The organism is Nocardioides dongkuii (genome assembly GCF_014127485.1).
In the GTDB taxonomy this organism is placed as follows: Bacteria; Actinomycetota; Actinomycetes; order Propionibacteriales; family Nocardioidaceae; genus Nocardioides; species Nocardioides dongkuii.
In genome coordinates, this window is record NZ_CP059903.1 from 649,558 (window position 1) to 675,654 (window position 26,097).

Genomic DNA, 26,097 nt, shown 5'->3' on the forward strand with positions numbered 1-26,097 from the left:
CGCCCCCATGGACCGGCCGGGGCTGGCAGGGTGCGGGCATGAGCGAGCAGCAGGCGCCCCCGGGCGTGATCCCGTACGTCGAGTTCCACACCGGGGAGCGCCGGGTGCTGACCGTGCACCTCACCTCGGGCAACGGGATGCTCACCAGCAAGGTGCCGCCGGTGGTGAGCATCGACGGCAGGCAGTACGTCGTCTACTGGGGGTCGGTGTCCTTCGAGGTGCCGGCCGACCGCGCGGTGCACCTGAGCGTGCACGTCGAGGGCGCCCACCTCGGCCAGGCCGCAACCGCGCTGCTGCCTCCCGGCGGGGCGCTCGCGCTGACCTACCGCACCGACTACCTCTCGGGGGTCGGCTCGCTGGGCTGAGCCGCCTCCGCCCGCCTGGAAGGATGGCGCCGTGGACGTCGCCCTCCTGCTGTGCGGACTGGCCGTCGGGGTCCTGGTGGTCACCGCGGTCGCCGAACGGATCGACGTGCCCGCGCCGTTCCTGCTGATCGCCGTCGGCGTCGCGGCGTCGTACGCCCCGCAGGTCCCGCAGGTCTACCTCGACCACGACGTGGTGCTGCTCGGCCTGCTGCCCCCGCTCCTGTACGCCGCGGCGCAGCAGACCTCGCTGGTCGACTTCAACACCAACCGGCGGCCGATCCTGCTGCTGTCGATCGGCCTGGTGATCTTCACCGCGGTCGGGGTCGCGGTCGTGGTGCACTGGCTGCTGCCCGGTGTCTCGTGGGCCGTGGCGCTCGCGCTCGGCGCCGTGGTGGCCCCGCCCGACGCCGTCGCCGCGACCGCGATCGGCCGGCGGATCGGGCTGCCCCGGCGGATCGTGACGATCCTCGAGGGCGAGTCGCTGCTCAACGACGCCACCGCGCTCGTGCTGCTTCGCACGGCGCTCGCGGCTGCCGCCGGCACCGGCCTGGACGCCTGGGGCGTCTCGCTGGACTTCGTGGTCGCCGCGGGCGGCGGCGTCCTGGTCGGGGTGCTGTTCTACGTCGTGGTCGCCTGGGTGCGGCGGATGCTGGGCGACCCGGTGCTCGAGAGCGCGCTGTCGCTGGTCGTGCCGTTCGCGGCGTACCTCGCGGCCGAGGAGGTGCACGCGTCCGGCGTCCTGGCCGTCGTGGTCGCCGGCCTGCTGCTCGGTCACCGGGCGCCGGTGCTGCAGACCGCCCAGTCACGGATCGCCGAGCGGCTGAACTGGCGCACCGTCGCCTTCGTCCTCGAGAACGCCGTGTTCCTGCTGATCGGCCTGCAGGCCTGGTGGATCGTCGAGGGCGCCGCGGAGAGCGACCTCGGCGCCGGCCGGATCGCGGCGGTCTGCGCGGCGGTCCTCGCCGCGGTGGTGGTGCTCCGGATGATGTGGGTCTTCCCGGCGCGCTACCTGATCGTGCGGCCCGGCGCCGACCCCGACACGGGATCGGTGCCGCCGTGGACCTACACCTTCCTGCTCGGCTGGGCGGGGATGCGCGGGGTGGTCACGCTCGCGGCGGCGTTCGTGCTCCCCGAGGACACCGAGTACCGCGAGGTGCTGCTGCTGGCGGCGCTCACCGTCGTCGCCGGCACGCTGTTCCTGCAGGGCACCACGCTGCCGTGGCTCGCCCGCCGGCTCCAGGTGCCGTCGCCGGATCCCGCCGAGGACGCGCTCGCCCGCGCCACGCTGCTCCAGCAGGCGTCCAAGGCCGCGCTGCACGAGCTCGACCAGCTGGAGTACGACGACCGGCACGGCGCCGTGGACCTGATCCGGCAGCGCCTGGACCAGCGGAACTTCGCCGCCTGGGAGCGGCTCGCGACCGTCGAGGGCCAGGAGTCGCCCAGCGACCTGTACGCGCGGGTGCGGCTGGCGACGCTCGCCGCCGAGCGCCGCCGGGTGCTCGAGATCCGCTCGTCGGGATCGGTGCCCGCGGACGTGGTCGCCGACGTGCTGGCCATGCTCGACGTCGAGGAGTCGATGCTGGACGTCGCCGCCGAGGAGCGCCGCGAGCTGCGAGCGTCGGCCGGGACGCGGCGTACCGGGCTCACCTGCGCCGACCTCGAGCAGTACCCCGCGGTGGAGACCCCGGAGGACCCCGAGTGCCAGAGCTGCCTGGAGGAGGGCACGCACTGGGTGGCGCTGCGCCAGTGCCTGGCCTGCGGGCGGATCGGCTGCTGCGACTCCTCACCGGGCCGGCACGCCACCGCGCACTTCCACGAGACCAGCCACCCGGTGATGCAGTCCGCCGAGCCCGGCGAGGACTGGCGGTGGTGCTACGTGCACCACACCACGGGCTAGGAGGGTCGGAACCGGATCGGGAACGCCAGCGCGCCGGTGTTGCCGCTGACCGGCAGCCAGCGCCCGGGGCCGTCCGGGACGGCGTCCGGCATCCGGCGCGCGAGCAGCGGCAGCGCGACGGCCATGTCGGTGCGCGCCACGAAGTGCCCGAGGCAGTGGTGGACGCCGGCGCCGAAGCCGTGGTGCGGGGGCCGCTGCCGGGTGATGTCGAACGACGGGTCGGGCATCGCGGCCGGGTCGGTGCCGGCGGCGTGCGAGAGCACCTGCACGATCCCGCCCCGCGGGATCCGCAGCCCGTGCAGGTCGACGTCCTCGACCGCCTCGCGGGTCACCCAGGTGACGGTGGGGTTGACCCGCATCACCTCCTCGACGGCGTTCGCGCCGAGCTCGGGCCGCTCGGCGAGCAGCCGCCACTGGTCGGGGTGCCGCAGCAGCGTCTGCACCGCGAGCCCGAGCTGGTTGCGGGTGGTCTCCATGCCGGCGAAGGCGAGGAACACCAGCGCCACGCCGAGCTCGCGACGGGTCAGCTGCTCGCCGTCGACCGAGGCCCGCACGAGCGTGGTGACCAGGTCGTCGCGCGGGTGGGCGAGCCGGTCCGCGACGACCCCGTCGACGTACGCGTGCAGCCCGGCGATCGCCGCCTCGATGCGCGGCACCTGGTGGGCGACGTCGATCGAGAACGACGCGCCGAGGTCGTCGGCCCAGCGCGCCACCTGGCGCCAGTGGTCCTCGTCGAGGCCGAGGAGCACGCAGATGACCCGGGCGGCGTACGGCTCGGCGAACTCCTCGATCAGCTCCACCGACCCGCGCTCCGCGAACGCGTCGACGAGCTCGTCGGCGAGCGCCTGGAAGCGCGGCCGCATCGCCGCGATCGTGCGGCTGCGGAACGCCGGGACCATCAGCCGGCGGATCCGCGCGTGGTCGTCGCCCTCCAGGCTGAGCAGCGTCTCGGCCCACCAGTCGCTGAACAGCCCGGAGTGGATGCCGTTCTGCGCGGGCCAGCGCGCGTTGCCCTGCCGGAACCGGCGGTCGCGCAGCAGCGCCGACGCCTCGGCGTACCGGAGCACGGCCCAGCCCCAGGTCGTCTCGACGTACCAGGACTCCGCGCGGGCCGCGTGCACCGCGGGGGAGGTGACGTCGAAGGCGGGGTCGGAGAGGTCGAAGCGGGTGGTCACGGGGTGCCGGCCCGCACCATCCGCACGTGCAGGCCCTCGTCGAGCTCGTCCTCGGTCCCGTCGAGGCGGAACCCGTGGTGCTCGTAGAACGAGATGGCCCGGTCGTTGCCGGCGAGCACCCACAGGTACGCCGCCCGGTCGCCGACGGCCGCGCGGAACAGCGTGGAGCCGATCCCCCTGCCCCACCAGGACGCGCGGACGTAGAGCGCCTTGAGCTCCAGCACCACGTCGCCGGACAGCACCAGGTCGTTGTCGAGCCCCGGCCCAGCGGAGGCGAGCCCGACGAGCTCGTCGGCCGCGGTTGCCAGCAGGGTGGTGACCTCGGGGTCGGCGAGCAGCTCGCGCCACCGTTCCACCCGCTCCTGGACCCGGTCGCGCCGGTCGTCGAGGATCTGCTGCGGCATCAGCCCCGTGTAGGCGTCGTCCCACACGTCGAGGTGGAGGTGCGCCAGCGCCTCGGCGTCCTCGGGCGTCGCGGCACGGACCACTAGGTCCTCGGGGAGGCCATCGCGGGGTGCGGTCACCCGAGCATCGTAGGAGGCCCGCTCCGCCCGCGGATTACGGTGAGTGCATGCGGATCACCAAGTTCGGACACGCCTGCGTGCGCCTGGAGCACGCCGGGACCACGATCGTCCTCGACCCGGGGATGTTCACCGACCGGGAGGCGCTGGACGGCGCCGACGCGGTGCTGATCACCCACGAGCACCCCGACCACTACCTGCCCGACCACCTGCTCGCCGTCGACGTCCCCGTCTTCACCATCGACGCCGTCGCGCAGCGGATCCGCGAGGACGCCCCCGCCGTCGCCGAGCGGACGACGGTGGTCGCGCCCGGCGAGGAGCTCGACCTCGGCCTCCCGGTGCGGGTCGTGGGCGAGCTGCACGCGGTGATCCACCCCGAGCTGCCGCGCTTCCACAACAGCGGGTACGTCCTCACCGCGGGGGACGCCAGGGTCTACCACCCCGGCGACGCGCTGACCGCGCCCGGCGAGGACGTCGACGTGCTGCTGCTCCCGGTCTCCGGGCCGTGGCTGAAGGTCTCGGAGACCATCGACTTCGCGCGCGAGGTCGGCGCCCGCCGCAACCTCGCCATCCACGACCGGGTCCACTCCGAGGCCGGGCTCGGGATCGTCGACGGCCACCTCAGCCGGTTCCTGGCCCCGCAGGGCCTCGAGTACGTCCGGATCGCGGACGGGGAGGACCTCTGAGATGCCGATCTTCTGCGCCACCTACGCCTACGACCCCGCGGCCACCGAGACCCTCGACGCGGTCCGTCCCGCCCACCGCGACTGGCTCGCCGAGCAGCCCGCCCTGCTGGCCAGCGGCCCCACCGACGACGGCGGCGCGGTGCTGGTCTGGGAGGGCGGCTCCGCGGCCGAGGTCGAGGGTGTCCTCGACCAGGACCCGTTCCACGCCGCCGGCGTCATCGCCGAGCGCCGCGTGGTCGGCTGGCAGATCGTCCGCGGTCGCTGGCTCGACGTGCTCGACCTGGGCTGAGCCACCGCCCGCCCAGCTGTAACGCGGTGTTCGCCGCTGTCCTGCGGTGCTGCAGCACCGCGGAACAGTCGTGGACACCGCGTGACAAGTGCGCGCGGCGCGGAGCGGCCAGCCGCGCGGCTACGGCGCGAGCGCGTCGCGGACCGGGACGAACTTCGCCTGCGCCTCGGCCAGCTCGGCCTCGGGGTCGGAGTCGGCGACGATCCCGCAGCCGGCGTACAGGCGGACGGTGGCGTCCTCGATGGCCGCCGAGCGCAGCGCGATGCCCCACTCGCCGTCGCCGGAGGCGTCCATCCAGCCGACCGGGCCGGCGTACCGGCCGCGGTCCATGCCCTCGATCTCCTCGATCAGCGCGACCGCGACCGGGGTCGGGGTGCCGCCGACGGCCGCCGAGGGGTGCAGCGCCTCGGCCAGCTGCAGCGAGGAGACGGTCGCGGCGTCGTGGACGACGCCGTTCACGTCGGTGGCGAGGTGCATGACGTTCGGGAGGTGCAGCACGAACGGCGCCTCGGGGACGTTCATCGACGAGCAGTGCGGCTCGAGGGAGTCGGCGACCGAGCGGACGGCGTACTCGTGCTCCTCGAGGTCCTTGGAGGACCGGGCGAGGGTCGCGGCGAGGGCCAGGTCGCGCTCGTCGTCGCCGGTACGGCGGATGGTGCCGGCCAGCACCCGGGAGGTGACCAGGCCGCGCTCGCGGCGGACCAGCATCTCCGGCGTCGCGCCGAACATCCCGTCGACGTGGAAGGTCCAGCACATCGGGTAGGTCTCGGTGAGCCGGCGCAGCGGCCACCGGACGTCGATCGGCGCCGAGGCGGTGGCGATCAGGTCGCGGGCCAGCACGACCTTCTCGAGGTCGCCGGCCTCGATGCGGGCGACGGCGTCGGCGACGACACTCATCCACTCCTCGCCGTTGACCGCCCCGTCGGCGAACCGGATGCCGACCGGGGCGGGCGCCGGCTCCTGCAGGGCCAGGTCGGGTGCGGGGTCGAGCGCGTCGGTGCCGACGGTGGTCAGCCAGGCGGTGCCGCCGCGGCGCCCGACGACGATCGAGGGCACCACCAGCACGGAGTCGCCGGGCTCGTCGGCGAAGGCGAAGGAGCCGAACGAGACCAGCCCGGTGCCGGGCTCCTGCACCTCGTCGCGGACGTCGGCGCGGGCGACGGTCTCGCTCCACCACTTCGCGGCGTCGGCGAACCGGGTCGGTCCGCTGGTGCGGACCTCGGTGGCCACGCCCCACCCGACCAGGCCCTCGCCGCGGCGCAGCCAGGTCACCGGCCGGTCGGCGGGCAGCAGGTCGAGGAGCGAGTCGGCGACGGCCGGGTCGAGCGGCACGGTCCGGGCGACGATCCCGGCAGCGGGCGGGTCGGCCGGCGGCTGTCCCCCGGAGCTGATCCTCGACGTCACGGGCCGAGCGTACCCAGCGAGAGGAGCACCCCGTGCGCGCTCCTCGGCGGTCGTGGGTAACGTCACGGGCGTGCAGAAGACCCCCACCGCCCAGCGCATCGTCGGCCTCACCCTCGGCGCCATCGTCCTCGGACTGCTCGTCGTCCTCGCCGTCGTGCTGCCCAAGGCACAGGGCGACACCGGCTCGGCCGACCTCCCCGAGACCCTCCCCGTCGGCTGGACCGCCGCCGACGCGCTCGACCCCGACGACGTCCCGGAGGCCGCCGGCGCGGACGCCGAGGAGCTGGTGGAGCGCCAGGTCGACCAGCGCAAGTACGTCGAGGACACCTACGCCGAGGTGTACGACGAGGCGCCGGCGTTCCGCGTGTACACCGACGAGGAGCTCCGGCAGGTCGCGCTGGTCACCGTCTTCGAGACCGGCCCCGGCTCGTTCGCCCCGCCCCAGGGGCTCGTCGACCCCGAGGTCGCCGGGCTCGAGCGGGCCCCCGTCGAGCTGGTGCGCGAGGGCGACGCGCTCTGCGCCGTGAGCTACCAGGCCGTGGCCGCCGGCGAGGACAGCGGCGAGCCGCAGACCATCACCTGCCAGCAGCCCTCCGGGTCCCGCACCGTCCAGCTCACCACCCAGGGCGTCTCCGTCGACGACACCTTCACCCTCCTCGACGAGATCTCGACCGAGCTCGCCTGACCCTGCCTGTGGAGAACTCCGCCGAGTCGGCGCACAGGTGCGCCGACTCGGCGAGGTTCTCCACAGCTGCGGGGGGTCAGGACCAGGAGACGACCACTGTGTCGCCGACCTGCACCTGCTCGTAGAGCCAGGCGATGCCGTCGTGGTCGCGGATGTTGACGCAGCCGTGGGAGGCGCCGGCGTACCCGACCGCGGCGAAGTCCGGGCTGTAGTGCACGGCCTGGCCGCCGTCGAAGAACATCGCGTACGGCATCGCGGAGCCGTAGAGGCTCGAGACGTGGTCCCGGCTCTTGCGGTAGACGCTGAAGACGCCCTCGCGGGTCGGGGTGCCGGTGGCGCCGAACCGCGTGTCCAGGGTCTGCAGCACCTCGCCGTCGACGACCCAGCGCAGCGTGCTCGTGGTCTTGTCGATGCAGAGCACACGGCCGGTCCGGCACCGCTCGTCGAGCGCGCCGGGCGCGTTGGCAGCCTCGGCCGTGCCGAGCAGCTCGGCGCGGGTCGGCTCGGTGGTCATCGCGTGCAGCCGGCCCAGCGTGCGACGGTCGACCTCGCCGGTCACCGGGATCCCCCGCTTGGCCTGGAAGCCGCGTACGGCGGCCGCGGTCAGGTCGCCGTAGAACCCGGTCGGGTCGCCCTCGAACCAGTCGATCTGCGCCAGCCGGGCCTGCAGCCCGCGCACCTCCGGGCTCTGGTCGCCGGGTCCCAGCAGCCGCGGACCCGGCCGCGGCTCCGGCCGCGGCTCCGCGGGCGGTGCCGGGACCCGGGTGGGTGCCGGGGGACGGTCGGCGCGTTCGGCCACGACGGGGACGGCGCGGTCGTCGTGCCTGCTCGCCCAGCCGGCGCCGTACGCCGCGGTCGAGAGCAGGACCGAGATCGTGACGACGAGCACCAGTCGGCGTACGAGCGACATGACGGGTTCCTTCGTCCGGTGGTGGGAGGTGACACGAGGGAGACGCCCGCCCGGGGTGCTTGGTTGCATCCGCCGCGCGGGTTCCTCGGCCCCGGCCCTAGCCTGTGTCCGTGGCCCGCGCAGACCTGGACAAGCAGCCGACCGACGTACGCCGGATGTTCGACGCGGTCGCGCAGCGGTACGACCTGACCAACGACGTGCTCTCGCTCGGCCAGGACCGGCAGTGGCGCCGGGCCGTGATCGACGCGGTCGACCCGCAGCCGGGGGAGCGGGTGCTCGACCTCGCCGCGGGCACGGGCACCTCGAGCCAGCCGTTCGCCGACCGGGGCGCCAGCGTCGTGCCCTGCGACTTCTCGCTGGGGATGCTCACCGTCGGCAAGCGGGCCCGCCCGCACCTGCCGTTCACGGCCGGTGACGGCACCCGGCTCCCGTTCGCCGACGGCACCTTCGACGCCGTCACGATCTCCTTCGGGCTGCGCAACATCGTCGACCCGCGCGCCGGCCTCGCCGAGCTGCGCCGGGTGACCCGGCCCGGCGGCCGGCTCGTCGTCTGCGAGTTCAGCCACCCGACCTGGGCGCCGTTCCGGACCGTCTACCTGGAGTACCTGATGAAGGCGCTCCCGGCGATCTCCCGGGCGGTCTCGTCCTCGCCCGACGCCTACGTCTACCTCGCCGAGTCGATCCGCGCCTGGCCCGACCAGCCGGGCCTCGCCGGCATGCTCGAGGACGCCGGCTGGCAGCGCCCGCAGTGGCACAACCTCTCCGGCGGCATCGTCGCCCTGCACCGCGCCACCCGCTGACCCGCCTCCTGCCACCGCGTGAGATCGGCCACCTGACGGCGTTCTCGCAGGTCACGCGCGGTCTGGAATTAACGCACGCCCCCGTGCGCTAAATCCGCAGGTCAGAGGCCGCTTCCGCGGACCCACCCCCCGGTCGCGGGAGGCCGTCAGGAGTGGCAGACTGTGCCCCGCGCCACTTCGTGATTCGGTTCACAAAGTCACAAACCGGATCCAGCTCGAGGGTGGCCAGAGGGGAGTTGGACGGCATGGAGCTCTACACACCGGTGTTGGCCCTGGCCCTCCTCGCGGCGCTGTTCGCCGTGGGCTCGGTCGCGATGAGCGCGGTCGTCGGGCCCAAGCGCTACAACCGCGCGCGGCTCGACTCCTACGAGTGCGGCATCGAGCCGACCCCGCAGCCCGTCGGCGGCGGGCGCTTCCCGGTGAAGTACTACATCACCGCGATGCTCTTCATCATCTTCGACATCGAGATCATCTTCCTCTACCCGTGGGCCGTCCACTTCGACGCGATGGAGCTCTTCGGCCTGGTCGAGATGGTCGTCTTCATCGCCACCGTGTTCGTTGCGTACGCCTATGTCTGGCGCCGCGGCGGACTCGAGTGGGACTGACCGGAAGGACAGGGACGGACACATGGGTATCGAGGAGAAGCTCCCCAGCGGCGTCCTGCTGACGACCGTCGAGGGCGTCGCGGGCTACATGCGCAAGGCGTCGTTCTGGCCGGCCACCTTCGGCCTGGCCTGCTGCGCCATCGAGATGATGACCAGCGGCGGCCCGAAGTACGACCTGGCCCGCTTCGGCATGGAGGTCTTCCGCGCCAGCCCGCGCCAGGCCGACCTGATGATCGTCGCCGGCCGGGTGAGCCAGAAGATGGCCCCGGTCCTGCGCCAGATCTACGACCAGATGGCGGAGCCCAAGTGGGTGCTCGCGATGGGCGTCTGCGCCAGCTCCGGCGGCATGTTCAACAACTACGCGATCGTGCAGGGCGTCGACCACATCGTCCCCGTCGACATGTACCTCCCCGGCTGCCCGCCGCGGCCCGAGATGCTCATCGACGCGATCCTCAAGCTGCACGACCAGGTCCAGCAGACCAAGCTGGGCGCCAACCGCCTCGCCGAGATCGAGCAGCGCGAGAACGACGCGCTCCGCGCGCTCCCGACGTCCGAGATGAAGGGCCTCCTCCGGTGACGGACAAGCCCATCGAGAACGACGCGCCGGAGCAGGCCGCGGTCGACCAGTCGCCCGTCAACGCCCCCGCGACCACCGACCCGGAGGTGCGCCCGGTCGGCGTGCGCACCGGCATGTTCGGCGCCAGCGACAGCGGCGACACCAGCGGGTACGGCGGGCTGGTGCAGCCGGTGGTCTTCCCGGCGGCCAGCCGGCGTCCGTTCGACGGCTGGCACGAGGAGGTCGCGAGCGCGCTCGACACCGCGCTCGCCGGCGGCGGCCTCGACCACGCGCTCGAGAGCGTGGTCGTGCACCGCGGCGAGATCACCTTCCACCTGCGCGCCGAGGACCTCCCCGCCGTGGCGCAGCTGCTGCGCGACGACCCGGCGCTGCGCTTCGAGTTCTGCTCCGGCGTCAGCGGGGTGCACTACCCGGCCGACGCCGGCCGCGAGCTGCACGCCGTCTACCACCTGCTCTCGATGAGCCACAACCGCCGGATCCGGCTCGAGGTCGCGGTCCCGGACGCCCACCCGCACGTCCCGTCCATCGTCACGGTCTACCCGACCATCGACTGGCACGAGCGGGAGACCTACGACATGTTCGGGCTGGTCTTCGACGGCCACCCCGCACTGACGCGCATCCTCATGCCCGACGACTGGCCGGGCCACCCCCAGCGCAAGGACTACCCGCTGGGCGGCATCCCTGTGGAGTACAAGGGCGGCTCCGTCCCGCCTCCCGACCAGCGGAGGTCCTACAACTGATGGCTACCTCGATGAACGTCGCTCGCTCGCTCCGCTCGCGGTCCTCGCGCGGCGCAAGGACGCTCTGCCCGTTCGGCGGCATCCCTGTGGAGTACAAGGGCGGCTCCGTCCCGCCTCCCGACCAGCGGAGGTCCTACAACTGATGGCAACCCACGACGTCTACGCAGGCAGCAGCGAGACCTCCGAGGGCCGGGTCTTCACGGTCACCGGCCAGGACTGGGACGAGGTCGTCGCCGGCATCGCCGAGGACGCCGACGAGCGCGTCGTCGTCAACATGGGTCCCCAGCACCCCTCGACCCACGGCGTGCTCCGGCTGATCCTCGAGCTCGAGGGCGAGACGGTGACCGAGGCCCGCTGCGGCATCGGCTACCTGCACACCGGCATCGAGAAGAACATGGAGTACCGCTCCTGGGTGCAGGGCGTCACCTTCTGCACCCGGATGGACTACCTCTCCCCGTTCTACAACGAGGCGACCTACTGCCTCGGGGTGGAGCGGCTGCTCGACATCGAGGACCAGATCCCCGAGAAGGCCTCGGTCATGCGGGTGCTCCTCATGGAGCTCAACCGGATCTCCTCCCACCTGGTCGCGATCGCGACCGGCGGCATGGAGATCGGCGCGCTGACCGTGATGACGATGGGCTTCCGCGAGCGCGAGCTGGTCCTCGACCTGTTCGAGCTGATCACCGGCCTGCGGATGAACCACGCGTTCATCCGGCCCGGCGGCGTCGCCCAGGACCTGCCCCCGGGCGCCCTGGAGGAGATCCGGGCGTTCGTGGCCCTGATGAAGAAGCGTCTCCCCGAGTACGCCGCGCTCTGCAACGCCAACCCGATCTTCCGGGCCCGGCTCGAGGGCGTCGGCCACCTCGACCTCGAGGGCTGCCTCGCGCTCGGTCTCACCGGCCCGGTCCTGCGCAGCACCGGCTACCCCTGGGACCTGCGCAAGAGCGAGCCCTACTGCGGCTACGAGACCTATGACTTCGAGGTCCAGACCTGGGACACCGCCGACGCCTACGGCCGGTTCCGGATCCGCCTCAACGAGATGGACGAGTCGCTGAAGATCATCGAGCAGGCGGCCGAGCGGCTCGCCGGGCTCGAGGGCGCCCCCGTGATGATCGGGGACAAGAAGATCGCCTGGCCCAGCCAGCTCGCGATCGGCTCCGACGGGATGGGCAACTCCCTCGACCACATCCGCCACATCATGGGCGAGTCGATGGAGGCGCTGATCCACCACTTCAAGCTGGTGACCGAGGGCTTCCGCGTGCCGGCCGGGCAGGCGTACGTGCCGGTCGAGTCGCCGCGCGGCGAGCTCGGCGCCCACCTCGTCTCCGACGGCGGCACCCGCCCGTTCCGGGCGCACTTCCGCGACCCGTCGTTCACCAACCTGCAGGCCACGAGCGTGATGAGCGAGGGCGGCATGGTCGCTGACGTCATCGTCGCGATCGCATCCATCGATCCCGTCATGGGAGGCGTCGACCGATGACTCACCCCACGACGTCGCTCGCCTCCTCCGCTGCGCTCCTCCGCCTCACGACCTCGAGGGGACCCCGATGACCCAGCAGTCCACCGAGCTGAGCGAGACCACGTACGCCGAGCTGCAGGAGATCGCGGCCCGCTACCCGCAGCCGCGCTCGGGCCTGCTGCCGATGCTGCACCTGGTGCAGGCCGCCCAGGGCCGGGTCACACCCGAGGGCATCGAGGCGTGCGCCGACATCCTCGGCATCTCCGCCGCCGACGTCAGCGGCGTGGCGACCTTCTACACGATGTACAAGCGCCGTCCGGTCGGCGACTACCACGTCGGCGTCTGCACCAACACGCTGTGCGCGGTGATGGGCGGCGACCTGATCTTCGAGCGGCTCAAGGAGCACCTCGACGTCGGCAACGACGAGACCACCGCCGACGGCAAGGTCACCCTCGAGCACGTCGAGTGCAACGCGGCCTGCGACTACGCCCCGGTGGTGATGGTCAACTGGGAGTTCATGGACAACCAGACCCCGCAGTCGGCGACCCAGCTGGTCGACGACCTGCGCGAGGGGCGCGAGGTCCGCTCCACCCGGGGCCCGCGCATCTGCACCTGGCGCGAGGCCGAGCGCGTGCTCGCCGGCTTCCCCGACGGCCGCGTCGACGAGGGCCCCGCGGCCGGACCGGCGTCGCTGGTCGGCCTGGGCATCGCCCGCGAGCGCGGCTGGACCGCGCCGGACGCCGAGCAGTTCCGCGACTCCGGCGACGAGAGCGGCGCCGACCCGGCGCCGGCCGTGCCGACCGAGCCCGCCGAGAAGAGCCAGGCCATCGCCGAGGGGGGCGACTCCACCGCGAAGCAGGCCACCGCCGAGGAGCAGGCGCCGACCAACGTGGCCGCCGCGGACAAGAAGGAGGCGCAGTGACCACCGGGACCCTGACCCCTGTCCTCACCGACAACTGGGACGCCGACCGCGCCTGGACCCTCGCTTCCTACGAGCAGCGCGGCGGGTACGGCGCGCTCCGCACGGCGCTGGGCATGGCGCCCGACGACATCATCGCCGCGGTCAAGGACTCCGGCCTGCGCGGCCGCGGCGGGGCGGGCTTCCCGACCGGGATGAAGTGGTCCTTCATCCCGCAGGACAACCCGAAGCCGAAGTACCTCGTCGTCAACGCCGACGAGTCCGAGCCGGGCACCTGCAAGGACATCCCGCTGATGATGGCGAGCCCGCACACCCTCGTCGAGGGCGTGATCATCAGCTCGTTCGCGATCCGCGCGAACACCGCGTTCATCTACATCCGCGGCGAGGTCCTGCACGTCATCCGCCGCGTCCAGGCGGCGGTCGCCGAGGCGTACGCCGCCGGCCACCTCGGCAAGGACATCCACGGGTCCGGCTTCGACCTCGACGTCGTCGTGCACGCCGGCGCCGGCGCGTACATCTGCGGCGAGGAGACCGCGCTGCTCGAGGGCCTCGAGGGCCGCCGCGGGCAGCCGCGGCTGCGCCCGCCGTTCCCGGCCGTCGCCGGTCTCTACGCCAGCCCGACGGTCATCAACAACGTCGAGTCGATCGCCTCGGTGCCCAGCATCGTCGGCAACGGCCCGGAGTGGTTCGCCAGCATGGGCTCGGAGAAGTCCAAGGGGTACGGCATCTTCTCGCTGTCCGGCCACGTCACCCGGCCGGGCCAGTACGAGGCGCCGCTCGGCATCACGCTGCGCCAGCTGCTCGACCTCGCCGGCGGGATCCGCGAGGGGCACCAGCTGAAGTTCTGGACCCCCGGCGGCTCGAGCACGCCGCTGCTGACCGCCGAGCACCTCGACGTCCCGCTGGACTTCGAGGGGATGGCCGGGGTCGGCACCATGCTCGGCACCCGCGCGATCCAGCTCTTCGACGAGACCACCTGCGTGGTCCGCGCGGTGCTGCGCTGGACGGAGTTCTACAAGCACGAGTCGTGCGGCAAGTGCACCCCGTGCCGCGAGGGCACCTGGTGGCTGGTGCAGACCCTGGCCGCGCTGGAGAAGGGGCAGGGCACCGAGGCCGACCTCGAGCTGCTGCTCGACCAGTGCGACAACATCCTGGGGCGGGCGTTCTGCGCGCTCGGCGACGGCGCGACCAGCCCGATCACGAGCTCGATCCAGCACTTCCGCGACGAGTACCTCGCCCACCTGACCCACGGTGGCTGCCCGTTCGACCCGGCCGCCTCCACCGCCTTCGCGACTGCCGGAGCGCACGCCTGATGACCACCACCCCCGAGAAGACCGGCACCGCCGTGGAGACGGTCACGCTGACCATCGACGGCGTCGAGGTCACCGTCCCCAAGGACACCCTGGTGATCCGCGCCGCCGAGCAGGTCGGCGTCCAGATCCCGCGCTTCTGCGACCACCCGCTGCTGGCGCCCGTCGGCGCCTGCCGCCAGTGCCTCGTCGAGGTCCCCGACGCCGGCAACGGCCGGGGCTTCCCCAAGCCGCAGGCCTCCTGCACGCTCCCGGTCGCCGACGGCATGGTGGTGAGCACCCAGGCCACCAGCCCCGCCGCCGACAAGGCGCAGCAGGGGATCATGGAGTTCCTGCTGGTCAACCACCCGCTCGACTGCCCGGTGTGCGACAAGGGCGGCGAGTGCCCGCTGCAGAACCAGGCGATGTCCAACGGCCGCGGCGAGTCGCGGTTCGAGGGCGTCAAGCGCACCTACCCCAAGCCGATCAACCTCTCCGCGCAGGTGCTGCTCGACCGGGAGCGCTGCGTGCTCTGCGCGCGCTGCACCCGCTTCTCCGAGCAGATCGCCGGCGACCCGTTCATCGCGCTGGTCGAGCGCGGCGCGCTCCAGCAGGTCGGCATCTACGAGAAGGAGCCGCTGCAGAGCTACTTCTCCGGCAACACGATCCAGATCTGCCCCGTCGGCGCCCTGACGTCGGCCGAGTACCGCTTCCGCTCGCGCCCCTTCGACCTGGTCTCCACGGCCTCGGTCGCCGAGCACGACGCCTGCGGCTCCGCGATCCGCGTCGACCACCGGCGCGGCAAGGTGATGCGCCGCCTCGCCGGCAACGACCCCGAGGTCAACGAGGAGTGGATCACCGACAAGGACCGCTTCGCGTTCACCTACGCCCAGCAGCCCGACCGGCTGACCTACCCGCAGGTGCGCGACACCGACGGCTCGCTGCGCCCGGCCTCCTGGCCCGAGGCGTTCGCGGTCGCGGCGCGCGGTCTCCGCGCCGCCGGCGCCACCGGTGTCCTGACGGGCGGCCGGGTGACCGCCGAGGACGCGTTCGCCTACAGCACCTTCGCCCGGGTCGCGCTCGGCACGAACGACATCGACTTCCGCGCCCGGCCCCTCTCGGCGGAGGAGGCGGAGTTCCTCGCCTCCGACGTCGTGCTGACCGGCCCGTGGGCCGGCGCCCCGACGTACGCCGACCTCGAGGCCGCGCGCACCGTCGTCCTCGCCGGGCTCGAGCCCGAGGACGAGGCGGGCGTGGTCTTCCTGCGGCTGCGCAAGGCCTCCAGCACCGGCACCCGCGTCCTCTCGATCGCCCCGTTCAGCAGCCGCGGCCTGCGGAAGATGAACGGCCGGGTCATCCCGACCGTGCCCGGCGAGGAGGCCGCCGCGCTCGAGGCGCTCGCCGAGCAGAGCGAGCACGGCATCGACGCGAGCTCGATCATCCTGCTGGGCGAGCGGCTGGCGACCTCGCCGGGCGCGCTCTCCGCCGCGGCCGCACTGGCGCGCCGCACCGGTGCCCGGCTGGCCTGGGTGCCGCGCCGCGCCGGTGACCGCGGCGCGGTCGAGGCCGGCTGCCTGCCGACCCTGCTGCCCGGCGGCCGCCCGGTCGCCGACGCCGCCGCCCGCGTCGACGCCGCCGCGAGCTGGGGCGTCGACACCCTGCCCGACCGTCCCGGCCGCGACGCCGACGCGATCGTCGCCGCGCTCCTCGGCGGCGAGCTCGGTGGGCTCGTCATCGGCGGCGTCGACCCCGACGACACCGCCGACCCGGCCGCCACCCGCGCCGCGGTCGAGGCCGCGTCGTTCGTGGTCGCGCTCGAGATCCGCGAGACCGCGGTGACCCGGGCCGCCGACGTGGTCTTCCCGGTGGCTCCGGTCAGCGACAAGGCCGGCACGTTCGTCACCTGGGAGGGACGCCCGCGCCCCTTCGAGGCGGTCTTCACCAACCCCGCGTCCCTGCCCGACCTGCGGATCCTCGCCGGCATCGCCGAGGAGCTCGGCCGCCCGCTGGGCTTCCGCACCGTCGCCGAGGCCCGGTCCCGGATGACCGAGATGGGTGCCTGGGACGGCGGGCGCGCGCCCGCCCCCGCGTACCCGTCCGTGCCCGCGGCGGGGGTCGCCGGGGACGGCATCACCGTGCGGCTGGCCACCTGGAAGCAGATGATCGACCAGGGGTCCCTGCAGGACGGCGAGGAGCACCTCCGCGCCACCGCCCGGATGCCCGTCGCCCGCATCAGCACCGCCCTCTACGACGCGGTCGGGCCCACGGTCCGCATCAGCGGCGACCGCGGCGCGGTCACGTTGCCGGCGGTGATCGCCCACGACCTGCCCGAGGGCGTGGTCTGGGTGCCGGCGAACTCGTTCGGCAACGGCGTGCTGGCCGACCTCGCGTCGCCCGGCTCGCCGGTCACCGTGAAGGGAGCGTCCCAGTGATCGTCCCACTCGTCGACGACGTCGGCCTCCAGGACTTCGGCCACGACCCGTGGTGGCTGATCCTCATCAAGGCCGTGCTGATCTTCGTCATCCTGGTGCTGCTGACCCTGTTCAACATCTGGTGGGAGCGCCGGGTCGTGGCCCGCATGCAGCACCGGATCGGCCCCAACGTCAACGGTCCCTTCGGCCTGCTGCAGTCGCTCGCCGACGGCGTGAAGCTGGCGCTGAAGGAGGACCTGATCCCGAAGGCGGCCGACAAGGTCGTCTTCCTCGTCGCCCCGGTGCTCGCGGTGGTCCCGGCGTTCGTGACCTTCGCGGTGATCCCGTTCGGCCCCGTCGTCGACGTGCCGTTCACCGACCGGGTCACGCCGCTGCAGCTGACCGACATGCCGGTCGCCGTGCTCTTCGTGATGGCGATCGCCTCGGTCGGCATCTACGGCATCGTGCTCGGCGGCTGGTCGAGCGGCTCGACGTACTCGCTCCTCGGCGGGCTGCGCTCGAGCGCCCAGATGATCTCCTACGAGGTCGCGATGGGCCTCGCGCTCGTGGCGGTCTTCCTCTACGCCGGGTCGATGTCGACCTCGGAGATCGTCTCCGCCCAGGACGACCTGTGGTTCGCGCTGATCCTGGCGCCGTCGTTCGTCATCTACATCATCGCGATGGTGGGGGAGACCAACCGCGCGCCCTTCGACCTCCCCGAGGCCGAGGGCGAGCTGGTCGGCGGCTTCCACACCGAGTACTCCTCGCTGAAGTTCGCCCTGTTCTTCCTCGCCGAGTACATCAACATGGCGACCGTCTCGGCGCTCGCGACCACGCTGTTCCTCGGCGGCTGGCACGCGCCGTTCTGGATCGACGAGCTCTACGCCGGGTTCAACGAGGGCTACTGGCCGGTGCTGTGGTTCTTCGGCAAGGTCCTCGCGTTCATCTTCTTCTTCATCTGGCTGCGCGGGTCGCTGCCGCGGCTGCGCTACGACCAGTTCATGGCGTTCGGCTGGAAGCGGCTGATCCCGATCGCGCTGCTGTGGACCGTGGCCGTGGCCACGATCCGCACCGTCTCCATGGACGGCGGCATCGACCGGCGCTACCTGCTGATCGGCATCGGGGTCGCCGCGGCGCTCTTCCTGCTCGCCTTCTTCTTCACCGGCGACGAGGAGGACGACGCGGCCACCGCCGCCGCGTCGCCGCGGCCGGCCGACCAGGCACCGGGCTCGTTCCCCGTGCCGCCCATGCCCGCCGGCGGGCCGGTCCGGGGCGCCGCCCAGCCCCTCAGCTTCACCTCCAGCTCGACCGTCCCTGCCGGGGAGGACCACTGACATGCCCACGTTGAGGGAACAGTTCTGGGACCCGGTCGCCGGGTTCGGGGTCACGTTCCGGACGATGTTCAAGAAGGTCGTCACGGAGCAGTACCCCTTCGAGAAGCAGCCGACGGCGCCGCGCTTCCACGGCCGCCACCAGCTCAACCGGTGGCCCGACGGCCTGGAGAAGTGCATCGGCTGCGAGCTGTGCGCCTGGGCCTGCCCGGCGGACGCCATCTACGTCGAGGGCGGGCAGAACGTCGACCTGCCGGACGAGTCGGGGCGGTTCAGCCCCGGCGAGCGCTACGGCCGCGTCTACCAGATCAACTACCTGCGCTGCATCCTGTGCGGGCTGTGCATCGAGGCGTGCCCGACCCGCGCGCTCACGATGACCAACGAGTACGAGCTGGCCGACGACAACCGCGCCGACCTGATCTACGAGAAGTCCGACCTGCTGGCCCCGCTGCTGCCCGGCATGGAGCAGCCGCCGCACGCGATGCGCCTCGGCGACGACGAGGGTGCCTACTACCGCGGCACCTACGCCGCGCCCGCGCCCGGCAGCACGCCCGCCGCCGACCCCGCCGGTGAGGGGACCCACCCGTGAGCCCCGCGTTCTACCTGCTCGCCCCGGTGATGGTGCTGGCGGCGCTCGGCATCCTCGTCGTGCGCAAGGCCGTGCACGCGGCGATGCTGCTTGCGGTCGTGATGATCAGCCTGGCGGTCCTGTACGCCGTGCTGGAGGCGCCGTTCCTCTTCGCGGTGCAGATCATCGTCTACACCGGCGCGATCCTGATGCTGTTCCTGTTCGTGCTGATGCTCGTCGGCGTGGACGCCTCCGACTCCACCGTGGAGACGATCCGCGGCCAGCGGGTGCTCGCGATCGTGGCCGGCGTGGTGCTGGCGGTCGTGCTCGCCACCGGCCTGAGCCAGATCGCGCTCGGCACCGTCGTCGGCCTCGAGGAGGCCAACAACGGCGGCAACATCCAGGCGCTCGCCAACATCCTGTTCTCGCGCTACGTCTTCGCCTTCGAGGTCACCAGCGCGCTGCTGATCACCGCCGCCATGGGCGCGATGGTGCTCGCCCACCGCGAGCGGCTCACGCCGAAGGCGACCCAGTCCTCGCTGGCGGCCCAGCGGGTGCGCGACTACGCCGAGAAGGGCACCCACCTCGGCCCGCTGCCCGCGCCCGGCGTGTACGCCCGGCACAACGCGGTCGACACCCCGGCCCTGCTGCCCGACGGCACGCCCGCGGAGTCCTCGGTCTCCCGCGTGCTCGCCGCCCGCGGCACGATCCGCTCGGCCCCGGCGCTGGCCGACGACATCGAGGAGGTCCAGCGCTCGCTGGGCGGCCTGCCCGGCGGCTCCGGCTCCCCGGCCGACGGCTCGGCGGGCTCGGGCCACAACACCGAGCGCGGGACCGGCATGCCGGCCAGCCAGGTGACCGACGACGCCGACGCCCTGGCGCAGCAGGACCGCGCCGACCGCGCCGACACCGAGGAGGGACGCTGACGTGGACGACGTGACGCCGTACATCATCTTGTCCGCGATCCTGTTCAGCATCGGCTGCGTGGGGGTGCTCACCCGTCGCAACGCGATCGTGGTGTTCATGTGCGTGGAGCTGATGCTCAACGCCAGCAACCTCGCCCTCGTGGCCTTCGCCAAGCAGCACGGCAACCTCGACGGCCAGATCGCCGCCTTCTTCGTGATGGTGGTGGCCGCGGCCGAGGTCGTGGTCGGGCTGGCGATCATCATGACCATCTTCCGCACCCGTCGCTCGGCCTCGGTCGACGACGCCAGCCTGCTGAAGTACTGAGACAGGACCGGTGACGAGCTCGATGTACCCCATGACCCCCCTGCTCCCCGCGGAGGGCGGTGGCCACCTCATCCCGGTGGTCGACCCGTCCGCCGCGAGCGGGGTCGACTCCCTCCTGTGGCTGGTGGTCGCGCTGCCCCTGCTGGGCGCGGCCGTCCTGCTGCTGGGCGGCCGACTGACCGACCGCTGGGGCCACCTGCTGGGCACGGCGATGCCGCTGGGCTCCTTCGCGATCAGCGTGGCGCTGTTCGTGAACCTGATGGGTCGCGACGCCGACGACCGGTCGATCACCCAGGAGCTCTACGACTGGATCGACGTCGGCGGGCTGCACGTCGGCATGGACCTGCTCTACGACCCGCTGTCGGCGCTCTTCCTGCTGCTGATCACCGGCGTGGGCTCGCTGATCCACATCTACTCCATCGGCTACATGGACCACGACCCGCGGCGGCGCCGGTTCTTCGGCTACCTCAACCTGTTCGTGGCGGCGATGCTGCTGCTCGTCCTGGCCGAGAACTACGTCGCGCTCTTCCTCGGCTGGGAGGGCGTCGGCCTCGCGTCGTACCTGCTGATCGGCTTCTGGCAGCACAAGCCCTCCGCCGCGGCCGCGGCGAAGAAGGCGTTCGTGATGAACCGGGTCGGCGACATCGGCCTGGCGCTCGCGATCGCGCTGCTGTTCGCCACCTTCGGCACCACCAGCTTCTCCGGCATCAGCGCGCTGTCCTCCGGCGCGACCGAGGGCACCCTGACCGCCGTCGGCCTGCTGCTCCTGCTCGGCGCCTGCGGCAAGTCCGCGCAGGTCCCCCTCCAGGCCTGGCTGCTCGACGCGATGGAGGGCCCGACCCCGGTCTCGGCCCTGATCCACGCCGCCACCATGGTCACCGCGGGCGTCTACCTCGTGGTCCGCTCGAACTTCATCTTCGAGCTGGCCCCGCACGCCCAGACCGTCGTGGTCATCGTCGCGACCGTCACGCTGCTGTGGGGTGCGATCCTGGGCTGCGCCAAGGACGACATCAAGAAGGTGCTGGCCGGCTCCACGATGAGCCAGATCGGCTACATGATGCTCGGCGCGGGCCTGGGCGTCGCGGGCTACGCGTTCGCGATCTTCCACCTGCTGACCCACGGCTTCTTCAAGGCCAACATGTTCCTCGGCGCCGGGTCGGTCATGCACGGCATGAACGACGACGTCGACATGCGCCGGTACGGCGCGCTCCGGCACGCGATGCCGGTGACCTTCCTGACCTTCGCGATGGGCTACCTCGCGATCATCGGGTTCCCCGGCTTCTCGGGCTTCTGGTCCAAGGACAAGCTGATCGAGACCGCGCTCGCGGAGAACCTCCTCGTCGGCATCCTCGCGCTGCTCGGCGCCGGCATCACCGGCTTCTACATGACCCGGCTGATGCTGCTCACGTTCTTCACCGAGAAGCGCTGGAAGCAGGGCGTGCACCCGCACGAGTCGCCCGCCGTGATGACCTTCCCGCTGATCGTGCTCGCGGCGCTCTCCGTGCTCTCCGGCGTGCTGCTGCTCGGCGACTGGATCGTCGAGTGGCTGGCCCCGGTGGTGGGCGAGGCGCCGCACCACGAGCCGCCGATCCCGGCCCTCGCGGTCACCGGCCTGGCCGTGCTGGTCGTCGCCTGCGGCGTCGCCGCCGCGTGGTTCCTGGTCGGCAAGCGCGAGGTCGCGCTCACCCCGCCCGAGGACGTGTCCTTCGCGACCCGCGCCGCCCGCGCCGACCTCTACGGAGACGCCATCAACGACACCCTCGTGGTCCGCCCCGGCAGCACGCTGGTCCGCGGCCTCACCACGGCCGACCGCGCCGGCGTCGACGCGACGTTCACCGGCGGCTCGAAGGGCCTCGCCGCCATCGGCGGGCTGCTGCGCCGGGCGCAGAACGGCTACGTGCGGTCCTACGCGCTCTCCCTGCTCGGCGGCGTGCTGCTCGTCGTCCTCGCTCTCCTGGCGGTGAATCTCTAGATGAACGACTTCCCCTGGCTCACCGTGCTGATCGCGGTGCCGCTCGTCGGCGCCGTGGCCGCTCCCTTCCTCCCGCGGACCAACCCGTCCCTGGTGCGCTGGTTCGGCATCGCGGTCGCCCTGCTCACCCTCGCGGTGGGCGTCGCGATCGCCGTGCAGTTCGAGGTCGACGGCGGCATGCAGTTGACCGAGACGCACACCTGGATCGAGGCGTTCGGCGTGCACTACGCGCTGGGCGTCGACGGGCTCGGGCTGCTGCTCATGCTGCTCACCGCGTTCCTCGTCCCCGTCGTGCTGCTCGCCGGCTGGCACGAGGGCGAGGAGAACCCCGCCGCCTTCATCGGCTGGACGCTCGCCCTCGAGGGGCTCTCGCTGGCGGTCTTCGCGGCCACCGACGTGTTCCTCTTCTACGTCGTCTTCGAGGCCACGCTGATCCCGGCGTACTTCCTCATCGGCGGCTTCGGGCGCGCCGGCCGGTCCGCGGCCGCGCTGAAGTTCCTGATGTTCCAGCTCGCCGGCGGGCTGGTGATGCTCGGCTCGGTGATCGGCCTCTACGTCGTCTCCGCGCAGCAGGGCACCCCGTCGTACCTGCTCGGCGACCTGGCCGCGCTGGACATGGACACCACCGCGGGCCGCTGGCTCTTCGCCGGCTTCTTCATCGCCTTCGCGGTGAAGGCCCCGCTGTTCCCCGTGCACACCTGGCTGGCCGACACCACCGAGAAGGCGACCCCCGGCACGAGCGTGCTGCTGGTCTGCGTGCTCGACAAGATCGGCACCTTCGGCATGCTGCGGTTCTGCCTGGGCCTGTTCCCGGAGGCCTCGCAGTGGGCGACGCCGGTGGTGATCGTGCTCGCGCTGATCTCGATCGTGTACGGCGCGCTCGTCGCGATCGGCCAGGACGACGTGCTGCGGCTGATCGGCCTCACCTCGCTGAGCCACTTCGGGTTCATCACCCTCGGCATCTTCGTGTTCAGCACCCAGGGCGGCTCCGGCGCGATCCTCTACATGGTCAACCACGGCCTCGGCACCGCCGCGCTGTTCCTGGTGGCGGGCTACATCATCCGCCGCCGCGGCACCTCGCTGATCAGCCGGATGGGCGGCCTCGAGGCCAAGACCCCGGTCCTGGCCGGCCTGTTCCTGGTGGCCGGGCTCGCGACGCTCGGCCTGCCCGGCCTGAGCCCGTTCGTCTCCGAGTTCCTGGTGATCCTGGCCGCCTTCGACTACCGCTGGTACGTCGGCGCGGTCGCGGTCACCGGCATCGTGCTGGCCGCGATCTACGTGCTGTGGATGTACCAGCGGATGATGACCGGCCCCGCGCTCGCGGACCCGGTCGACGACCTGGACCGCACGGACCACCCGGACCACACCGTGGGCACGGGCGGCACCGCCTCAACCGGCGCCACCGCGGCGACCGCGACCGCCACGAGGACCCGCACGACGGCGGTCGCCGGCCGCGACGCGAGCCTGCGCGAGGTGGCGGCGGTGGCGCCGATCATGGTGGCGCTCGTGCTCTTCGGCTTCTACCCGGCGCCGCTGCTCGACGTCAGCAACCCGACCGTCGAGTCCCTGCTCTCGTACGTCGGCGTCAGCGACGACGAGCCGACCGTCCAGCCCGGTGACGTGGAGCCCCACGGCGAGACCGCGGAGGAAGATCACTGATGGACTTCACCAAGCCCACCATCGAGTACGGCGACCTCTCGCCGATCCTCATCGTCTTCGGCGTCGCGATCCTCGGCGTCCTGGTCGAGGCCTTCCTGCCGCGTGAGCGCCGCTACCTGGTCCAGGCCGTGCTCGCCGGGGCCGGCCTGGTCGCCGCGCTGGTCTGCACCGTGCTGGTCGGCCTCGACCTCGAGGAGGTCGGCGACGGGGCCGCGCGCGGCATGGTCGCGGCCTCGGGGACCCTGGTCGTCGACGGCCCGTCGGTCTTCCTCTGGGGGCTGATCCTCCTCTTCGCCCTGGGCGGCGTGCTGCTCTTCGCCGAGCGGCGTCTCGAGGGCGGCGTCTCGGCGTTCGCCGGCCAGGCGGCCGCGCTGCCCGGCACCGAGGCCGAGCGCCAGGCCTCGACCCGCGGCCTGGACCACACCGAGGTCTACCCGCTGATGATGTTCGCGGTCGGCGGCATGCTGGTCTTCCCGGCGTCCGGTGACCTGCTGACGATGTTCGTCGCGCTCGAGGTGCTCTCGCTCCCGCTGTACCTGCTCTCCGGCCTCGCGCGCCGCCGCCGGCTGCTCAGCCAGGAGGCCGCGCTCAAGTACTTCCTGCTCGGCGCGTTCTCCTCCGGCTTCTTCCTCTACGGCGTCGCGCTGATCTACGGGTTCGCGGGCTCGATGCAGCTCGAGCGGATCAACGAGGCGGTCCGCAACGACGTCGAGAACCAGGCGCTGCTCTACATCGGCATGGGCATGCTCGCCGTCGGCCTGCTCTTCAAGATCGGCGCCGCGCCGTTCCACGCCTGGACCCCGGACGTCTACCAGGGCGCCCCGACCGCGGTCACCGGGTTCATGGCGGCCTGCACGAAGATCGCGGCGTTCGGCGCCCTGCTCCGGCTGTTCTACGTGGGCTTCGGCGCCGACCGCTGGAACTGGCAGCCGATGTTCTGGGTCGTGGCGATCCTGACCATGCTGGTCGGCGCGGTGCTCGCGATCGTGCAGACCGACGTCAAGCGGATGCTGGCGTACTCCTCGATCGCGCACACCGGCTTCCTGCTCACCGGCGTGCTCGGCGTGCAGAGCGCCGGCGAGCTCGCCGAAGGACAGGTCACCTCGATGCAGGCGATCCTCTTCTACCTCACGACCTACGGCTTCGCGACGATCGGCGCGTTCGCCGTCGTCACCCTGGTGCGCGACTCCGGCGGCGAGGCCACGTCGACCCAGCGCTGGGCCGGCCTCGGCCGCCGCTCGCCGCTGGTCGCGGGCGTGTTCGCGTTCTTCCTGCTCTCGCTGGCCGGCATCCCGCTGACCGCCGGGTTCGTGGGCAAGTGGGCGGTCTTCACCGTGGCGCTGTCCGCGGGCGCCTGGCCGGTGGTGCTGGTCGCCATCGCGGCGAGCATCGTCTCGGTCTACTTCTACGTCCGGCACATCCTGCTGATGTTCTTCACCGAGCCGGACGGCGACGTCGCCAGCGTCACGACGCCCTCGCTGCTCACCTCCGCCGCGATCATGGTCGGCGTCGTCGGGACCCTGGCGCTCGGCATCGTGCCCGGCCCCGTGCTCGACCTCGCCGGGCATGCTGGACAATTCATCAGGTGAGCTCCCAGGACGCCGCGGGTCTGGCCCTGCCCGTCACCGACCCCTCCCTCGCCGCCCGGCTGCACGAGCGCCTGGCGGTGGTCGAGACCGCGCTGCACGGGCACGTGCAGAGCCGGTTCCCCTACGTCACCGAGGCGGCCCGCCACCTCATCGACGCGGGCGGCAAGCGGTTCCGCCCGCTCCTGGTGCTGCTGGCCGCCGAGGCCGGTGACCGCCCCGACGCCGACGAGGTCGTGACCGCGGCGTGCGTCGTCGAGATCACCCACCTCGGCTCGCTCTACCACGACGACGTGATGGACGAGGCCGCCCTGCGCCGCGGGGCCGACTCGGCCAACGCCCGCTGGGACAATCACGTCGCGATCCTGACCGGCGACTTCCTGTTCGCGAAGTCCTCCGAGCTGACCGCCCGGCTCGGCGACGACGCCGTCCGGATCCAGGCCGAGACGTTCACCCGGCTGGTCGAGGGCCAGATCCTCGAGACCGTCGAGCCCGGCCCCGGCAACGACCCGCTGGAGCACTACCTCGAGGTCGTCGCCGGCAAGACCGGGTCGCTGATCGCCACGTCCGCCCGGTACGGCGCCCGCTTCTCCGGCGCCGGCCCGGAGGTCGAGGAGGCGCTCGCCGCGTACGGCGAGATCGTCGGCTCGGCGTTCCAGCTCTCCGACGACATCCTCGACATCGCCTCTGAGTCCGCGGAGTCCGGCAAGACCCCCGGCACCGACCTGCGCGAGGGCGTGCCGACCCTGCCGGTCCTGATGGCCCGGGCGTCGGCCGACCCGGGCGACGCCCGGCTGCTCGAGCTGCTCGCGTCCGACCTGAGCGACGACGCGCGGCACGCCGAGGCGCTCGACCTGCTCCGCAAGCACCCGGCGATGGACGAGGCCCGCGCGTACGTCGTCGCGCGCGCCGACGAGGCCAAGGCGCTGCTCGCCGTCCTCCCCGACGGCCCCGTGCGCTCCGCCCTCGAGGCGTTCGCCGACGCGGTCGCCGTCCGCTCCGCCTGACCTCAACTCGGG

Annotated in this window: 25 protein-coding genes; 21 read left to right on the forward strand and 4 right to left on the reverse strand. The window is 72.5% G+C overall.

Annotated features, from left to right (window positions below):
• Positions 1–38 precede the first annotated feature (38 nt).
• Together H4O22_RS03000 and H4O22_RS03005 are read left to right on the forward strand one after the other, a co-directional pair.
• Positions 39–365, forward strand: a complete 327-nt coding sequence (locus H4O22_RS03000; protein ID WP_182525604.1) for a hypothetical protein — start codon at positions 39–41, stop codon at positions 363–365.
• Positions 366–396: 31 nt separating this feature from the next.
• The gene (locus H4O22_RS03005) at positions 397–2,262 is read left to right on the forward strand and encodes a Na+/H+ antiporter (RefSeq protein WP_182525605.1); all 1,866 of its coding nucleotides are present in this window, start codon (positions 397–399) and stop codon (positions 2,260–2,262) included.
• On the opposite strand, the gene H4O22_RS03010 is transcribed toward H4O22_RS03005, so the two are convergent.
• Positions 2,259–3,437, reverse strand: a complete 1,179-nt coding sequence (locus H4O22_RS03010; RefSeq protein WP_182525606.1) for a cytochrome P450 — start codon at positions 3,435–3,437, stop codon at positions 2,259–2,261. The two genes, H4O22_RS03005 and H4O22_RS03010, sit on opposite strands and share 4 nt — an antisense overlap.
• A complete protein-coding gene (locus H4O22_RS03015; protein WP_182525607.1) occupies positions 3,434–3,961 on the reverse strand; it encodes a GNAT family N-acetyltransferase in 528 nt (175 codons plus the stop codon). The genes H4O22_RS03010 and H4O22_RS03015 overlap by 4 nt, the downstream gene beginning before the upstream one ends.
• A gap of 47 nt (positions 3,962–4,008) precedes the next feature.
• On the opposite strand from H4O22_RS03015, the gene H4O22_RS03020 reads away from it, so the two are divergent.
• Positions 4,009–4,644, forward strand: coding sequence for an MBL fold metallo-hydrolase (locus tag H4O22_RS03020; protein ID WP_182525608.1), 636 nt, complete (start codon positions 4,009–4,011; stop codon positions 4,642–4,644).
• 1 nt (position 4,645) lies between these two features.
• Entirely contained in the window at positions 4,646–4,933 is a 288-nt protein-coding gene (locus H4O22_RS03025) for a YciI family protein (RefSeq protein ID WP_182525609.1), read from the forward strand.
• Between the two features lie 120 nt (positions 4,934–5,053).
• On the opposite strand, the gene H4O22_RS03030 is transcribed toward H4O22_RS03025, so the two are convergent.
• Entirely contained in the window at positions 5,054–6,337 is a 1,284-nt protein-coding gene (locus tag H4O22_RS03030; RefSeq protein ID WP_244963089.1) for an isochorismate synthase, read from the reverse strand.
• Between the two features lie 70 nt (positions 6,338–6,407).
• On the opposite strand from H4O22_RS03030, the gene H4O22_RS03035 reads away from it, so the two are divergent.
• Positions 6,408–7,022, forward strand: coding sequence for a hypothetical protein (locus H4O22_RS03035; protein ID WP_182525610.1), 615 nt, complete (start codon positions 6,408–6,410; stop codon positions 7,020–7,022).
• A 76-nt stretch (positions 7,023–7,098) separates the two neighbouring features.
• Here H4O22_RS03035 and H4O22_RS03040 read toward each other — a convergent pair whose 3' ends face one another.
• Entirely contained in the window at positions 7,099–7,932 is an 834-nt protein-coding gene (locus H4O22_RS03040) for a L,D-transpeptidase family protein (protein ID WP_182525611.1), read from the reverse strand.
• A gap of 110 nt (positions 7,933–8,042) precedes the next feature.
• Here H4O22_RS03040 and H4O22_RS03045 point away from each other — a divergent pair, with 110 nt between their 5' ends.
• The 16 genes from H4O22_RS03045 to H4O22_RS03120 all read left to right on the forward strand — a co-directional run bounded on the left by H4O22_RS03045 (position 8,043) and on the right by H4O22_RS03120 (position 26,085).
• Positions 8,043–8,732: a demethylmenaquinone methyltransferase gene (locus tag H4O22_RS03045; RefSeq protein WP_182525612.1), complete on the forward strand. Its 690-nt coding sequence runs from the start codon at positions 8,043–8,045 to the stop codon at positions 8,730–8,732.
• A gap of 245 nt (positions 8,733–8,977) precedes the next feature.
• Complete coding sequence (locus H4O22_RS03050) at positions 8,978–9,337, forward strand: NADH-quinone oxidoreductase subunit A (protein ID WP_182525613.1); 360 nt, start codon at positions 8,978–8,980, stop codon at positions 9,335–9,337.
• A 22-nt stretch (positions 9,338–9,359) separates the two neighbouring features.
• Positions 9,360–9,914: a NuoB/complex I 20 kDa subunit family protein gene (locus H4O22_RS03055; protein WP_182525614.1), complete on the forward strand. Its 555-nt coding sequence runs from the start codon at positions 9,360–9,362 to the stop codon at positions 9,912–9,914.
• Positions 9,911–10,654: an NADH-quinone oxidoreductase subunit C gene (locus H4O22_RS03060; protein WP_220451270.1), complete on the forward strand. Its 744-nt coding sequence runs from the start codon at positions 9,911–9,913 to the stop codon at positions 10,652–10,654. The genes H4O22_RS03055 and H4O22_RS03060 overlap by 4 nt, the downstream gene beginning before the upstream one ends.
• A 142-nt stretch (positions 10,655–10,796) precedes the next feature.
• Entirely contained in the window at positions 10,797–12,134 is a 1,338-nt protein-coding gene (locus tag H4O22_RS03065; RefSeq protein ID WP_182525615.1) for an NADH-quinone oxidoreductase subunit D, read from the forward strand.
• Positions 12,106–13,035 (forward strand): NADH-quinone oxidoreductase subunit NuoE, encoded by a 930-nt coding sequence (gene nuoE / locus H4O22_RS03070; protein WP_280530191.1) that lies wholly within the window; start codon positions 12,106–12,108, stop codon positions 13,033–13,035. Before H4O22_RS03065 ends, nuoE begins: the two co-directional genes overlap by 29 nt.
• Positions 13,032–14,345, forward strand: coding sequence for an NADH-quinone oxidoreductase subunit NuoF (gene nuoF, locus H4O22_RS03075; protein WP_182525617.1), 1,314 nt, complete (start codon positions 13,032–13,034; stop codon positions 14,343–14,345). The genes nuoE and nuoF overlap by 4 nt, the downstream gene beginning before the upstream one ends.
• The gene (locus H4O22_RS03080; protein ID WP_182525618.1) at positions 14,345–16,753 is read left to right on the forward strand and encodes an NADH-quinone oxidoreductase subunit G; all 2,409 of its coding nucleotides are present in this window, start codon (positions 14,345–14,347) and stop codon (positions 16,751–16,753) included. Before nuoF ends, H4O22_RS03080 begins: the two co-directional genes overlap by 1 nt.
• Positions 16,750–18,066 carry an NADH-quinone oxidoreductase subunit NuoH gene (nuoH, locus tag H4O22_RS03085; protein ID WP_220451271.1) on the forward strand — a complete coding sequence of 439 codons (1,317 nt, stop codon included), beginning with the start codon at positions 16,750–16,752 and terminating at the stop codon, positions 18,064–18,066. Before H4O22_RS03080 ends, nuoH begins: the two co-directional genes overlap by 4 nt.
• 1 nt (position 18,067) lies before the next feature.
• Positions 18,068–18,652, forward strand: coding sequence for an NADH-quinone oxidoreductase subunit NuoI (nuoI, locus tag H4O22_RS03090; RefSeq protein ID WP_182525619.1), 585 nt, complete (start codon positions 18,068–18,070; stop codon positions 18,650–18,652).
• Positions 18,649–19,557, forward strand: coding sequence for an NADH-quinone oxidoreductase subunit J (locus H4O22_RS03095; RefSeq protein ID WP_280530179.1), 909 nt, complete (start codon positions 18,649–18,651; stop codon positions 19,555–19,557). The genes nuoI and H4O22_RS03095 overlap by 4 nt, the downstream gene beginning before the upstream one ends.
• Before the next feature lie 10 nt (positions 19,558–19,567).
• On the forward strand, positions 19,568–19,861 hold the full coding sequence (gene nuoK / locus H4O22_RS03100) for an NADH-quinone oxidoreductase subunit NuoK (RefSeq protein ID WP_182526925.1): 294 nt from the start codon (positions 19,568–19,570) through the stop codon (positions 19,859–19,861).
• 31 nt (positions 19,862–19,892) lie between these two features.
• Entirely contained in the window at positions 19,893–21,833 is a 1,941-nt protein-coding gene (gene nuoL, locus H4O22_RS03105) for an NADH-quinone oxidoreductase subunit L (protein WP_182525620.1), read from the forward strand.
• A complete protein-coding gene (locus tag H4O22_RS03110; protein WP_182525621.1) occupies positions 21,834–23,492 on the forward strand; it encodes an NADH-quinone oxidoreductase subunit M in 1,659 nt (552 codons plus the stop codon).
• On the forward strand, positions 23,492–25,081 hold the full coding sequence (gene nuoN / locus H4O22_RS03115; RefSeq protein ID WP_182525622.1) for an NADH-quinone oxidoreductase subunit NuoN: 1,590 nt from the start codon (positions 23,492–23,494) through the stop codon (positions 25,079–25,081). The genes H4O22_RS03110 and nuoN overlap by 1 nt, the downstream gene beginning before the upstream one ends.
• Positions 25,078–26,085 (forward strand): polyprenyl synthetase family protein, encoded by a 1,008-nt coding sequence (locus H4O22_RS03120; RefSeq protein WP_182525623.1) that lies wholly within the window; start codon positions 25,078–25,080, stop codon positions 26,083–26,085. Before nuoN ends, H4O22_RS03120 begins: the two co-directional genes overlap by 4 nt.
• Positions 26,086–26,097: the final 12 nt, after the last annotated feature.